This is a genomic window from Bradyrhizobium sp. SZCCHNR1043, assembly GCF_032489675.1.
Lineage (GTDB): Bacteria > Pseudomonadota > Alphaproteobacteria > Rhizobiales > Xanthobacteraceae > Bradyrhizobium.
Genome location: NZ_JAUEYN010000009.1, coordinates 276,585 through 289,580, shown reverse-complemented (window position 1 = coordinate 289,580; position 12,996 = coordinate 276,585). Strand labels below are relative to the sequence as shown.

At 59.6% G+C, this 12,996-nt stretch carries 13 protein-coding genes and 1 pseudogene; 7 read left to right on the top strand and 7 right to left on the bottom strand.

Going from position 1 to position 12,996, the window contains the following annotated elements:
* Positions 1-48: 48 nt before the first annotated feature.
* Positions 49-414: a hypothetical protein gene (locus QX039_RS17890; RefSeq protein ID WP_315740492.1), complete on the bottom strand. Its 366-nt coding sequence runs from the start codon at positions 412-414 to the stop codon at positions 49-51.
* A 104-nt stretch (positions 415-518) separates the two neighbouring features.
* Entirely contained in the window at positions 519-998 is a 480-nt protein-coding gene (locus QX039_RS17885; RefSeq protein WP_315740493.1) for a hypothetical protein, read from the bottom strand.
* Here QX039_RS17885 and QX039_RS17880 point away from each other — a divergent pair.
* Positions 985-1,239 carry a hypothetical protein gene (locus QX039_RS17880; protein ID WP_315740494.1) on the top strand — a complete coding sequence of 85 codons (255 nt, stop codon included), beginning with the start codon at positions 985-987 and terminating at the stop codon, positions 1,237-1,239. The genes QX039_RS17885 and QX039_RS17880 overlap by 14 nt on opposite strands.
* A gap of 1,116 nt (positions 1,240-2,355) precedes the next feature.
* On the opposite strand, the pseudogene QX039_RS17875 reads toward QX039_RS17880, so the two are convergent.
* A pseudogene (locus QX039_RS17875) lies at positions 2,356-2,640 on the bottom strand (IS110 family transposase); the annotation flags it as partial.
* Positions 2,641-2,830: 190 nt separating this feature from the next.
* Positions 2,831-4,060, bottom strand: coding sequence for an MFS transporter (locus QX039_RS17870; protein ID WP_315718668.1), 1,230 nt, complete (start codon positions 4,058-4,060; stop codon positions 2,831-2,833).
* A 55-nt stretch (positions 4,061-4,115) separates the two neighbouring features.
* On the opposite strand from QX039_RS17870, the gene QX039_RS17865 reads away from it, so the two are divergent.
* A complete protein-coding gene (locus tag QX039_RS17865) occupies positions 4,116-4,724 on the top strand; it encodes a bifunctional transcriptional activator/DNA repair enzyme AdaA (RefSeq protein ID WP_315770615.1) in 609 nt (202 codons plus the stop codon).
* A gap of 204 nt (positions 4,725-4,928) precedes the next feature.
* Here QX039_RS17865 and QX039_RS17860 read toward each other — a convergent pair whose 3' ends face one another.
* Both QX039_RS17860 and QX039_RS17855 read right to left on the bottom strand, forming a co-directional pair.
* A complete protein-coding gene (locus tag QX039_RS17860; RefSeq protein WP_315723445.1) occupies positions 4,929-6,281 on the bottom strand; it encodes an IS1182 family transposase in 1,353 nt (450 codons plus the stop codon).
* Positions 6,282-6,401: 120 nt separating this feature from the next.
* Positions 6,402-6,878, bottom strand: coding sequence for a hypothetical protein (locus QX039_RS17855; RefSeq protein WP_315723447.1), 477 nt, complete (start codon positions 6,876-6,878; stop codon positions 6,402-6,404).
* Between the two features lie 249 nt (positions 6,879-7,127).
* Here QX039_RS17855 and QX039_RS17850 point away from each other — a divergent pair, with 249 nt between their 5' ends.
* The 5 genes from QX039_RS17850 to QX039_RS17830 all read left to right on the top strand — a co-directional run bounded on the left by QX039_RS17850 (position 7,128) and on the right by QX039_RS17830 (position 11,707).
* Entirely contained in the window at positions 7,128-8,567 is a 1,440-nt protein-coding gene (locus QX039_RS17850; RefSeq protein ID WP_315716201.1) for an IS1182 family transposase, read from the top strand.
* A gap of 156 nt (positions 8,568-8,723) precedes the next feature.
* Complete coding sequence (locus QX039_RS17845; protein ID WP_315715829.1) at positions 8,724-9,158, top strand: hypothetical protein; 435 nt, start codon at positions 8,724-8,726, stop codon at positions 9,156-9,158.
* A gap of 367 nt (positions 9,159-9,525) precedes the next feature.
* Positions 9,526-9,972 carry a hypothetical protein gene (locus QX039_RS17840; protein ID WP_315715830.1) on the top strand — a complete coding sequence of 149 codons (447 nt, stop codon included), beginning with the start codon at positions 9,526-9,528 and terminating at the stop codon, positions 9,970-9,972.
* A gap of 215 nt (positions 9,973-10,187) precedes the next feature.
* The gene (locus QX039_RS17835; RefSeq protein ID WP_315715831.1) at positions 10,188-10,967 is read left to right on the top strand and encodes a class I SAM-dependent methyltransferase; all 780 of its coding nucleotides are present in this window, start codon (positions 10,188-10,190) and stop codon (positions 10,965-10,967) included.
* 257 nt (positions 10,968-11,224) lie between these two features.
* Positions 11,225-11,707 (top strand): hypothetical protein, encoded by a 483-nt coding sequence (locus QX039_RS17830; protein ID WP_315715832.1) that lies wholly within the window; start codon positions 11,225-11,227, stop codon positions 11,705-11,707.
* A gap of 287 nt (positions 11,708-11,994) precedes the next feature.
* Here QX039_RS17830 and QX039_RS17825 read toward each other — a convergent pair whose 3' ends face one another.
* On the bottom strand, positions 11,995-12,918 hold the full coding sequence (locus QX039_RS17825) for a LysR substrate-binding domain-containing protein (RefSeq protein WP_315715833.1): 924 nt from the start codon (positions 12,916-12,918) through the stop codon (positions 11,995-11,997).
* Between the last annotated feature and the right edge of the window lie 78 nt (positions 12,919-12,996).

Here is a 12,996-nt window from a genome sequence, read left to right as displayed (position 1 = left end):
GACGGCTCTCAAAACTCCCGGCGTGCATCCATTCGGCAGTCCAACTTATCACTCCGGCAAAGCCGCAAGCATGTCATGGAGCTCGGTCGCGGCCGGGTCTATGCCGCGCCAATCGCCCCCGGGCTGGAAAAGCATTATCGCTGTTTGCATCGGATAGCGGTCGCGCCAGCCAGCCAGCGCGCGAGCCCGCGCCCCGGGTCCCAACGCACCGATATGCAGTGCTGCCGGCATCTCGCTTACCGGCCCGCTCGGGTTTGGCAGGCCGCGGGCTTCAAGCTCTGCCGCGCGGTGATCAACCGCCTCTTCCAAAAGAAGTTCGATTGCTTCCGTGATAGAAGCCGCCTCAGGCGTGATCTCGCGCACGCGCCGCAGCAACTCACTGCTAAGGCGAGCGCTTGTTGCTTTCTTTCTCATATTATCTCCGTGTAGTTGAGCTGAGGGGCGTAAACGGCTGTGTGTGCCCTCACCGAACCTTTACCGCGTCCGAAATTCGGCTATTAGCGACTTATTCGCGCGAGCTATTTTTGTCGGGTTTTCGGACGGCCGGGTGGACGCTCCAGTCCGAGTTTTTTCCGGCGCCGCTGATCCGCCCTCTCGTCAGCTGCCTGATAATGACTCCCCCTCTTATCCGCGGGCCCGATTTCTTTATCGATATCGTCCCACATGCTGCGTTTGGGACGTCCGGCTTTCTGGGGCTCTTCGTTCCCCAGCGGACGGAGGGCGTCGAACATGCCGAGCAGCTTTAGCGCCGCTTCCTCGACCGGCAGAATTCGAAGCTGCTCAACGATGGCGCAGGCGGCTGCAATGCGTTCGTGTCTTTCCCAGACCGCATGCTCCAGCGGGTCGAAGCTGTCATCGCAACGCCCGTGCAGACGGTCGATGACTTCGGGGTTTTTATCGAGGAAGTTCGTGTGAGCTTTCTCGCGTTCTTCCCATTGTGCCTTCATCTTCTGGACGTCCTCCGGGCTCGCGGGTGTCCACGTCTTGTTCTTCGCCACCTTCCTCCGCTTTGCGCTTGACATGCTTCAATTCCACGATTGCGGCGCCACCGGAATGCTACCACAGACCAGCAACCTGATCGCCGGGGTTACGGTGCGCTGCACGTTTCTCGTCGTCCTGCTCGCGAGCCGGATCGGCCTCGGCATCGAGTTTGATGGCGGCCAACACGGGACGATTGACGGTGTGCGCAGCACTGGAGCAGTGCAGGGCGATAATTCCGAATACCAGAAATACTGTTGACGCCGACCCCAAATCAGTGGTTTGATCCGGCCATCCCGCCCGCACTGAGAGGGGCGCATCGCGATCGTCACGGGACGTTGCGGCGGGGAGCGGTGGCCGCGGGGCGACGCAGCATCTCCTTGGAGGTGCGGACGAACGTCGCCGCGCGGACGGTCAAGCCGTGTGGTCCCGACACCCCGACGCTGGTGTCTTGGTCGACGACGATGTCGATGACGGGGGCAAGCAAGCCCGGTCCCCTGGGAGAGCACGGAGCAGCCGTTCAAACCATTGCGCAGGGAAGGCCGGGTTGTTTCCGGCTGAGCCTGTGGTTCCTTCCCCGTGCACTTCTTTCGCACGGGGGCCGCGGGTGCCAGTCGGCACTCGGCCTTCCCTGCGCCCTCTCATTCAAGAGGACGCCAGATTGCAGCAGAGCTCGGGCCGAACCGGCCGCGAGGTTGCGGTGGCATGGCGCGAGCAAGGCTGCGACGAGCGGTGGGCTGTTTGACAGGGTTGATCGGATCATAACGCGGGGCTTTAGCCGGAGCACCGGGGGGCTCAAACGCCCGGCTTCGCCAAGAAGCTACGCCGGGCACGCCTCGCCCTTCGGGCACCTGCGCGGCTGCGCCACGCATAGCCCGAAGGGCGAAGCGTGGTGCGCAAGAGGGCGCCTCGCTATAGGCGCATCCTACTGACTTAGCTTATGTATTTTTGTGCGATTTCAACGAAAGCCAACGAAAAGGCCAACATTTTTCGCGGCCACGGCCGAACGATCCCGACCGCCGCGCAGATTTGTCGCTGCGCGTGCGTGTGGCGGATTGAACACCGATGCCGGGTGCGCTCCGAAGGCGAAGGCCAGACGTTCGAATCGTGTCGCGTGCGCCACTTCGGTACCAAACTGGGCCGTCTTTGCGCCCGAGGCACCGACCAGCGTGCGCAGGAGCGCGCTTTCGATCCCATGATGCGAAGCTCTTTCGCGTCCACTTCCACGCGTTGGGCGAGCGCGCGGAGGTAGTCGCGCCGGTAGCTCTTCGAGTCAGTCCTCATGCGTTTGCGGGCCTGGCTGGCGAGGTTTTGATTGCCTGGGGTGTGATGCTCGGCCCAGCCCGATCCAGCGCACCCTCAGCCTGCTCTGCGCCAGCGCGGGCTCTTGTTGCGCTGCGCCTTCAGCGCCGCCCGCACATGCTGGGTCTCCAGGCAGATCGCCGGCAGGCGAAGCTTGAGCAACTCGGGATGCAGCCACGGCAACAGCGCCCCGGCCTCGTGGCCGACCCGCCTTAAGCGGCCGAGATATGGCGCCAGTGCTCCCCTGACCGCATTCGGGTCGGTCATCACCGCGACCTCCAGCAGCACTTCGCCCTTGTCGTCGACCACGCAAATCGTGGTTCGATCCATGCCGACATCCAGCCCGCAGAAGAACTCCATTGCGCGCCTCCTGTGTGGTCGAGAGCGCTCATTCTGCATGGCCGCCGCTGTCGCGTCAGCTGACGGACGGTCAGGCCGATAACGGACGGCAGTCCTAATCGGTCGAGATCCACACCTACTCGGTCGGTAAGGTTGGGTATTGTCGATAGCGGACCAGGAGGCGGACATGGCAATGCCGACGCGAATGACCCTAAGCTGACCTCGCCGGCGGGACCACGGCCTTACGCCCAAGGAGCACAACCATCGCAGCCAAAAGCTGGATGCAAGCGACAATCCCGAACGCCGTTCCATAACCCGAAGTCGCATCGCGGAGAGCACCAACAATGGCTGGCGCGAACGCAAATACTGCCTGATTGATGGCAACGATCAGCGCAACCACCGCCACCACATCCTTACGATCGAACTCCTTCTGCGCGATCAATGGCGGCAAAGTCGTAAGATTCCCGATGCCAAATCCGAAGATGACGCAGCCAAATGTCAGTACGATCCATCCGTTGCCGAAGATGAGCAGCAGAACTCCTACGGTCTGAACCGCGAAGTTAATGGCTGCGGCGATCCGCCGGTCGTGATCTCCGATCCACCATCCCGTCAGAGTCCGTCCGATTACTGCACATGCCGTCGCTAGGCTGAGAAGCAGGCCCGCAGTTGTCGCACCAACATCGGGAGTGAGGCGGGAGACCAAGTGTGACAGAAGGCCGATCTGCGCAAACAAGCCAAGCGCAAACGCCGCCGAAAGCGTAAGGAATCCCGGCATACGAATAATGCTAGAGCGAGATAGTCTCGTTGTCGGTTTCGCGACAACCGTAGGCACTCCGTTGCCATCGGGAGAGAGACCAAGGCTGGTGGGGGACAGCCTGAAGTATCGAATAGAAATCCAACCCATAACGCCGAGGGCAACAATGGACACGGCCAGCGCCGCGGTTTGAAAGCCGAGCCAATCGATCAAGAAGAGCCACAAAGGCACGAACAGAACCCCCCCGACACTTGCGCCATTGAACGCCAGACTCATCGCCTTCGGGCGATCGCGCTCGAACCATCTGGCGACAATGGCGTTTAGGGCAGCACCACTTGTAGCGGCCCAACCTCCCGCACTCGGAATGGCCGCTAAGAAGAGTTGCCACGGCTCCCACGATCTGGACCATCCGATCAACCCGATGGCCATCAGAAGAGCACCGCCCAGTGTCGTCCCGGCAATCCCAATTCTGCGATGAATGTCGGGCAAATACGCGACCAGGAGCGCACTCAGCACGAAATGAAAGGTAATGGCAGCCGAGATTTCCGAGATGGACCATCCGCGCGAGGAGTGCAGAGTCGGAAGAAAGACCGAAGGACCATAGAAGCCGATGCCCCAGGCGAGCACCGCCAAGGTAAAGGCAGCCCATGCCACCGACCAACCAACGAAATGCTGCTCGTCACCCATTGTCTCGCTCACTCATGCTGATAGGTTGATGGCGTCGTAGCAATTGGAGCGTGTTGTGGCTCGCCGGAATCGGACTCCGTCGTCGGCTTTAACGGACATCGGGAGGCTTGATCCCGTTGTATGCGAACGTGCCCGAGTGAGTCGCGACAAGAGCTATGACGGCCTGTTCTTCTCAGGCGTCCGAACCACGAGGATCTATTGCAGGCCGGTGTGCCCGGTGCGCCCCGCCAAGGCCGAAAACGTGACGTTTTATCTTTCGGCAGCTGCAGCTGAGCAGGAGGGATTTCGACCATGCCTCAGATGCCGCCCCGAAACGGCACCGTTCTCTCCAGCTTGGAAGGGCTCACGGACGACAGTTGAGCGCGCCCTACGTCTGATTCGCAGTGGTGCACTAGACGATGCGAACATCGAAACACTCGCAGAACGTCTCGGCATCGGACCGCGGCATCTATCACGCCTATTCAAAAAATATGTCGGCGCAAGTCCCGCCCAAGTCGCGCGAACGGGGCGTGTTCAACGAGCAAAGCGTCTCTTGGACGAGACGAAGCTTCCGATGACCGAGGTCGCACTTAGATCAGGATTCTGCAGCCTACGGCGTTTCAACAGTGTGTTTGCTGAGGTATACAAGCGTCCACCGACTTCGATCCGGCGGGCGAAGGCTTGATCCGCTAATACGAACCCGCCCGACGTCTGATGTTGTCCCATCTGGGACCTTCGGGCCGGCGCCTGGAACGCCTACTGCTGGATACAACCGGACGTAAGTTACTGGCCGACCGGAAGGTGGCTTTTGACCGATTCCGTTGAAAAAGTCGGCAGTAGTTTCGTCGTGAACGCCATCTGTTTCGAGGACGAATTGGCGCGTTGTGGTTCACGCGGGCGTCAGCGCGGGCATCGGGATCAGCTTGGCCATCTTACGAAGGTTCTGAGCGGCTGCAGCGAGGGTGAACTCGTCGCGTGCGCCGTTCGGCCCTCTTAGTCGCAGCCGATCTAGCTTGAGGATGCGCTTGAGATGCGCGAACAACATCTCAATCTTCTTGCGGAGCCGGCGTGAAGTGCGGCCTTCCCATGAGCTTGCGATCTCGCGTGCCATGTCGCGAGCGCCCTCGTAGATCGAGCGCGGCACTTTTCGGGCCGGGGTGTTGGGGCAACACCTGCTTCTTAGAGAGCATGCTTGACAATCGCGCTTGCTCGCACGGTAGAGGACCGTCGTGTCGTTGTTCACCAGCGTCCCTGTAGTGGTGAGGGGGTTGCCAGCGGGGCAGCGATAGACGTCCCTGGTATGGTCGTAGGTGAAGGCCTCACGCGAGAAGGTCCCGTCGGTGCGGGCCGACTTGTCGAAGACGGTCACGTGCGGCTCGATCCCGTGCTCGTAGACCAGCCACCCGAGCATCTCAGCGGAGCCATAGGCGCTGTCGCCGAGAAGCCGGCTTGGATAAAGATCGAACCTTTCGATTGAACGCTCAATCATGCGCTTGGCGGCCAATACTTCTGCCTGGCGGATCGCCGTGGTCGCTTCGACATCGACGATGATCGCATTCTCGACGTCGACCAGATAGTTCGTCGAGTAGGCGAAGAAGGCTTGGCCGCCGTGCGCTCCCGTCCAGCGCGCCGCCGGGTCGGAGGGCGATACAAACTTGGGCGTGACCTCCGTCGCGGCACCGAACGCGGCATCATCAAGAACGGCAAGATACTCGTCGATCGCTCGACCCGCAGCCTCCGGCGGAAGCCTCTTATCGCCTTCGATTCCCTTCTGCCGATTGGCATCCGCCTTGATCAGGCTCGCGTCGACTGCGAACCCTTCGCCGCCGATCAGGCGCTCCCGGATGCAGCGGCGCAAGACGGTCTCGAACACGCGACGGAAGAGATCGCTCTCACGGAAGCGGCCGTGCCTGTTCTTCGAGAACGTCGAGTGATCGGGGACAGCTCCATCCAGACCCAGCCGGCAAAACCAGCGGTATGCCAGATTGAGATAGACTTCATCGCAGAGGCGCCGTTCCGATCGGATGCCGAAGCAATAGCCGATCAAGAGCATCCTGATCATCAGCTCCGGATCGATCGAGGGCCGCCCGATGTTGCTGTAGAACGGCGCCAGCTCCCGCCGTAAGTCCTCAAGGTCGACGAACCTATCGATCGACCGCACGAGGTGGTCGGCTGGGATGTGCCTTTCCAGCGAGAACTCATAGAACAACGCAGCCTGTTCGACTTGCCGATGCCCCATCATGACCTTCAGTCCTGCCCACTAGACAGACTGAATCACCGATATCTCTGCGTCGCAACTGCTGACTTTTTCAACAGAATCGACCCTGAGCAGACATCCCGGTCAGATGCGGACTGATAGCACTCAATGGACCTTTGCATCAGCCTCAATATGCTCGACGGATCGCATCGTATTTTTGAGGTGTTCGGCGCGTTCGCGGACCAGCCAATAGATCAAGCCTCCGATCGCGCCAGAAATCAGAACTGGGAGTCCGTTTGCCTCTAGGGCCAGCGCGAAGCCTTCCGTGAAGCTTGGATGGCCGCGCGCGGGGAATAGGCCTCCCAAGCAACCCCAAGCGAGGATCGCTGCGAGAGCCGAACCGCTGGCGCTGTAGACTGGTCCTCCAAAAGGCAACCATCGCGACATCCCCGTGATCAAGCACCAAGGCAAGAACATCAGCAAAAGCGCCAACGCAAAGACATAGGGCCAAACCTGCAAGGTCTCGCTCCCAACTTCAATGAGGTTCAGCCCTTTTCCTGCCGGATCGCGGGAGTCGCGACAGGCCATCCAAACGGTGAAGACCGCTGATGACGTTGCGCTCGCGGCAAAATAGGCCGCCAAGCGGGCCACTATCCTCATGCCATCGTTCCCCTCTGATGCCCGGATCATCTGGATGATTGCACGGCTCCCTTTGAAGGCCCAGGTCGGCTTGTGGCCCGTTCCGGACCTTCCCGAGGGCGCCGATGATGTCCCCTCTCGGGGTAGGGCCGGAAATCTGCATCCGAGGACCGATAGGCTGCTTGTGACCCTGGCTGTGTGAAAACGCTGCGCGGCTGTTATGATTCTCCAGTGATTCTTTTGGGGGAATCGATGAGGCGCTTCGTTGAAGAGGCGGATCGTGGGCAATGGACGCTGTTGCCTGAATGCCTCGATGATTTCATTGACGAGAGCAACCCCGTTCGCGTGATCGACGCATTTGTCGAAGCGCTCGATTTGTCTGAGATGGGTTTTGAAGGGGTGGAGCCGGCAGCCACCGGTCGGCCGTCGTACCACCCCTCGGTTCTCCTGAAGCTTTACATCTACGGCTATCTGAACCGGGTGCAGTCGAGCCGGCGGCTCGAACGGGAGGCCGGCCGCAATCTCGAGGTGATGTGGCTGCTGGGTCGGCTCGCGCCTGATCACAAGACCATCGCCGACTTCCGTAAAGACAACGGCCTGGCGCTTCGCATGGTCTGTGCGCGCTTTGTCGAACTCTGCCGTGGGATGGGCCTTCTGGCGACGGCGAGCGTCGCCATCGATGGCAGCAAGTTCAAAGCCGTGAACAACCGAGACAAGAACTTCACACGGGCAAAGGTCCAACGGCGGCGTGCTCAGCTGGAGGAGAGCGTCGCGCGTTATCTGAGCCAACTTGACACGGCCGACCGCCAGGAGCCGACAGAGGCGCTGGCTGCGAAGGTGACGAGACTTGCCGAGAAGCTCACGAAGCTGAAGGAGGAAATGGGCAAGCTTGCCGCGTATGAGAAGCAGATGCTTGCGTCGTCCGATCAGCAAATCTCTCTGACCGATCCCGACAGCCGCTCGATGGCAACGAGCGGCCGCGGCTCCGGCGTTGTCGGCTACAATGTACAGGTCGCCGTGGACACCGAGCACCATCTGATTGTGACGCACGAGGTCACGAACAGCGGTTCAGATCGCGCCCAACTTGCTAACATGGCCAAACAGGCAAAGGCCGTTCTCAAGAGCGAGACGCTCGACGCTGTAGCCGATCGCGGCTACTTCAATAGCCCAGAGATCCTCGCGTGCCACGAGGCCGGAATCACGGTGACGCTGCCCAAGCCGCAGACGTCAAATGCTAAGTCGGAGGGACGCTTCGGTAAGCAGGACTTTGTCTATTTGCCAGAACAGGATGCCTATCGCTGCCCAGCTGGAGAGCGATTACCGTATCGCTATACAAACGAAGAAGACGGCAAGGTGTTGCGGCGCTACTGGACCACAGCCTGTCAAACCTGTTCGCTCAAATCCCAGTGCACGCCGGGGCCGGAGCGGCGGATTACACGGTGGGAGCACGAGCATCTGCTTGAGGCAGTGCAGCAGCGCCTTGACGCAAACCCGGAAGCGATGCGCCAGCGGCGCGAGACGGTCGAACATCCGTTCGGCACGATGAAGGCCCGTATGGGAGCGACGCACTTCCTCACTAAATCGCTCCCAAAAGTAGCCGCCGAGATGGCCCTATCGGTTCTGGCGTACAACCTCACACGGGTCATGAACATCGTCGGGGTCAAGCCGTTGATCGCGGCAATCACAGCCTGAGAAACGCCCGCGTCCTCGTGGTCAGGACGGACGTCCGCAAGGCCGTTTTTACACGACCAAGACCCGAAGCCGACTTAATCAGAATTGAGCCGAACGCTTAATCGGGCAGCAACTTTAGCACACTAATCAGTGTCCGTATGACCCTGGTAACCGCACATGCCTCATGAATTGCTGAGCGGCATTCTCGGAAGCCTCGCAGCAGAGGTCGCTTCTAAGATTGCTCCTGCGCGACAGGGTGGCGAATTTGCCGAAGTTCCGGCTGAAACACTCCAGCGGCAGAACCGCCGGCTTTATCGTTACCTGTTGGCTAGTGGCTGCTTGGGGTTTGCCACTCCCTTGTTGGCTCTTGCCATAGGGAGTGAGGACGCGCCGTGGCGCAACGCCTGGTTAACCGGGGTTATTTTCGGCCTGCCATTTCTGATCATGTTGATCTTCTTGGCGCTCGTCTGGGCGACACGAGGCAGCAAAAGGGCAACGGAGCTTTTGTTCTACTTCGAGAGACAACAGCGGACTCACATCTACGTTTTCTACCTGTACGCCGTGCCGCTAGCGGTGCTGGGACTCACATCCTCGGTGCTGGTGTGGCTCTAAGCACCGCTAACGAGATTACATTGAAGCAGAAGCATCTCGTTGCTGAAGTACTTTGCTGGCGTAGAATGTGACCACTTTCCCGGGTCAAATGTCCGTCTAGCCAAAAAGGTCGGCAATCGGCATGTCGCCTATTGGCCCCTCGCGGACCTTTCCAGTCGGGACGGTGACGTCTGCTCCCGGAGGTCGACCGGAAGCAAGCCGTCCAGGGGGCAAAAGGACCGGCTTTGACCTAAACCGGACCTTCGTTCGCACCGCTGTCATTTTGGGGTTGCAAAGCTTCAGTCAACGTATGCTGGTACGTTGAGGGAGAGTACCGAGGCATCGTGGCCTCCTGGAGTACAAGCAATTTGGCACTTTGCGGCGACCAGTGAGTCAAACGACGGCCGATCTGCCCGACATCTCGTATCCCGTGCTTTGTTGGCGAGAGGGCTACATCTATCTGGCTGCGACGCCACTCGAACTCTGTGCACATCCCCGCTCGATGTTTGAGGAGACGGCCCAACGCGCCCGCGCTGGCGAATGGCACTTAGTAGACGCCGACGGCCGGTCGTTCGATGTTCTAGACTTTATTCGTGTTCGCCCGTTCGGCGGCATCAGAGCCATCGGACCATGGTTGCTGCGTTCGATTTTTGCGATTCCGGTGCTGGCCAATGAAGCGAGGCTGCCGCTGTCCGAGTTTAAGAAAACGCTGATCGGCGCGATCAGGATTCGCTATCAATATGACTCCGATAAGGCACCGGCGGCACGGGCCATCAGGCTTCTGCAATCTGCTGATTCGTATGCAGCGGCTATCGACGCGCTGCCAAAGAGGTGACGGCGACAAGTAGCCCTTCGCTTTTGTCGCGTTTACTTCCGCTGCTGGCCCGTCCCGGACCTTCGGTCCCGCCGGTGATGTCGGCTTCCGGGCCTCGACCGGAATAAGGGAGCCGGGCACCGACCGCCGGCTTTTTGACCCGAAGCGGAAGTGGGCTGTTGGACGGGCAGACGCCGCTCAGGTTATGTTCCCTAACCGCCAAAAGGGGGCAAACGATGGAGCAGCGTTTCACATTCGATCAGGTCGCGAACGTATACAGGGCCTCACGACCCGATTACCCTGAGGCTCTGATTGACGATGTCATGTCATTTGCAAACCTAGAGCCAACCGATGCCGTTCTTGAAATTGGCTGTGGAACGGGTCAAGCAACAAAAAGCTTTGCGAAGCGGGGTTTGCAGATCGTCGCCATTGATCCCGGATCGGAAATGATCCGCTACGCGCGCGAGACTTTGGCGAGTTTTGCCAACGTGAAACTAGCCGAGGCTACTTTCGAGGCGTGGCCAGTTGGAAATTCAGTGTTCGCTCTAATCTTTGCGGCACAGGCGTGGCACTGGGTATCCCCGGAAGTGCGGTTCGTAAAAGCCGCCCAACTGCTTTCGACTAACGGAACACTGGCCGTCTTCGGGCACGTGCCTGTCGGACTACCCTCACATTTACTGGAACGGTTTAAGCAAATTTGGCTACGTCACACGGGCTCGTGGGGGGCGCCGCCCGAAGCTTGGTACCTACCGAACGGCCCGTTTAAGGACTGGTTTGACCAGTCGCAGTTGTTCGGGCCCGTTGAACACAAGTGCTATCTGTGGAAATGGCAGCACACGGCGTCCAGCTACACCGAGTTTCTGAGCACGCGGTCGGACGTTCGGTTACTCGCGGCAGAGACGCGTGAAGACCTGCTCGATGAAATTGCAAAAGCAATCGACGATCAAGGAGGCGGCCTCGACATCGATTATGAAACGCATCTTTACATTGCTCACCGTATTGATGGCGACAAATAGCCCTTCGCGTTAGCCCATTTGTCGCGTTCACTTCCGGTTCTGGCCCCCTACGGACGATCCAGAGCGGCATTGAGAATGTCCGCTTTCGCGGTTTAACCGGAAGCGAGCCGTCAGACGATCAGAAGGCAGCTTTTCGAATCGGACATCGTTAGTTTTTAGTAACGGCCGCACAAAAGATGCTCTCCTTCGATTTCCGCTTCCTTGTCCAAGAGCGGTATTGAGTGCGGCGTGGGCAATGTCGGCAAGCGACCAGGAAGATGAGAACAAAGCTCGCAATTGCAATGCTTCTGAGCTTCGGTGTGATCGTTCTAGGCCACGCGTACCTTCGCGGCTACGCACCCTTCACCGCTCAATTTGTGCAGACATGTGATAGAGCAATCAAGGAGCGGTTGGTTGCTCCGTCCACCTATGAGCGGATCAGCGTAGACGAGTCTCGGAAGACAATCACGTTCGACGAGTTCTTCAAAGACCCGATACGGCGAGTGTCCGAGGCAGCCAAGAAAGCCATTGCCCAAGTCGAGCGAGCTTCGCCGGTTCAGTATATCGCGCTCATCGATTACCAAGCTCAGGATCGTATCGGTGCCATCATTCGCGAAAGCGCAACATGCACTTTCAACTCACTTGATGGGAGTGACATGCCTGAACGTACAGGTTTTGTGCAGGTCGACGGCGAACATAATATTACGTGGGCTGCGAGGCAGCCGAACGCGGCCGCGCTCCTATCGCGCCTGGGACGGTGACTGGTGGTCGGCTATTGGCCCATCACGTCGATCCTGCGATTGATCGAAATGGCCGCTATCGAGGGGTAACCGGACCACCAGCGGAATCGGGAAGACAGTCGCCCATGAGGCGTAGCGGAAGATCGTAGTCCGTCGCTGGTTATCCGGCCGGATCGCTTTGGCGGCCGCTGCATCATAGAGGTATAGCGAAGCAGTAGTGCCCATCTTCATCGGCCGTGGTGCGCCATTTCGATTGGGTACACCGTAGTTGCGGAGCAATTCAGAGGTCTGCGTTCTGCGCATCGTGTTCAAGCCGAGGGGCAGTTTGCCGTAACCAATGTTTCTCGAGAAAGCCAATTGACTAAAGTCCGGATAGCTCGATCACCGGTGAGTTCTGGACGCCAACGTGCCACATGGACTTTGCTCGAAGACACGTGAGGCGTCGCCAACAACGCCGGTACGAGGCGGCCATCGGCGACTGCGTCGGCGATCAGAAGCGAGCGTCCAAGCGCGACCCCGCCGCCTTCGACGGCAGAGGTGAGGCAAAGCCCGATATCACGCAGAACCGGCCCGCGGGAGACGGCCTGGTTCACGCCAAGTGTCTTGAACCAGAATTCCCAACTCCACTCACCGGCGGGATCGCTCCCCTTGCGAATCAGCGGAAGCTCAATCAGACCGGCCGGATTCGCCAGCGGCTTGCCTTCAGGCAGCACACGTGGCGCGCACACCGGAACCACCCGTTCCTGAAACAATGGCGCTTGAGTCGAACTGGGCCGTGCTTCGGCAAGCGACGTCCAGACGATACGAAGATCGACTGAACTCGTCGCGTCCTGCTCCGCTTGGATTGGCTCGAACTCGACATCGATGTCGGGATGCTCCGACTGAAACGATGGAAGTCGCCTGACGAGCCACCACGCGGCGAACGCCGGGCCTGAACCCAATCTGACGGTTTGGCGGCTGGCGCGGCGGCGCAGACGAGGCTCCAGTCCGGCCATGGTGTCGAGTAACATCGCAAGTTCGGCTCGCAGCAAACTTCCTTCGGCGCTCAGCTCGACCCCGGGATTGAGTCTGCGGAGCAGAGTCGTCCCGTAAAATGTCTCGAGCTGCCGAATTCGATGACTGACCGCGCTCTGGGTCACACCAAGTTCTTCAGCCGCGCGAGTGAATGAGCGGTGGCGCGCGACGGCGTCGAACGCGACCAATGGAGCAAAAGGTGGAAGGCGACGGACCATCGGAGCAAGAAGTGATCAATGAGAACCACATGATACAGTTTCATGAGATTTTGAGAATGCTTCATTCGCTGCCAAGCC

Excerpts from the sequence above, each read along its gene's own strand:
- QX039_RS17870 (WP_315718668.1), bottom strand. The coding sequence starts at position 4,060 with ATGGGTGACGAGCAGCATTTCGTTGGTTGGTCGGTGGCATGGGCTGCC.
- QX039_RS17830 (WP_315715832.1), top strand. The coding sequence starts at position 11,225 with ATGAGAACAAAGCTCGCAATTGCAATGCTTCTGAGCTTCGGTGTGATC.
- QX039_RS17845 (WP_315715829.1), top strand. The coding sequence starts at position 8,724 with ATGCCTCATGAATTGCTGAGCGGCATTCTCGGAAGCCTCGCAGCAGAG.
- QX039_RS17825 (WP_315715833.1), bottom strand. The coding sequence starts at position 12,918 with ATGGTCCGTCGCCTTCCACCTTTTGCTCCATTGGTCGCGTTCGACGCC.
- QX039_RS17890 (WP_315740492.1), bottom strand. The coding sequence starts at position 414 with ATGAGAAAGAAAGCAACAAGCGCTCGCCTTAGCAGTGAGTTGCTGCGG.
- QX039_RS17835 (WP_315715831.1), top strand. The coding sequence starts at position 10,188 with ATGGAGCAGCGTTTCACATTCGATCAGGTCGCGAACGTATACAGGGCC.
- QX039_RS17850 (WP_315716201.1), top strand. The coding sequence starts at position 7,128 with ATGAGGCGCTTCGTTGAAGAGGCGGATCGTGGGCAATGGACGCTGTTG.
- QX039_RS17860 (WP_315723445.1), bottom strand. The coding sequence starts at position 6,281 with ATGATGGGGCATCGGCAAGTCGAACAGGCTGCGTTGTTCTATGAGTTC.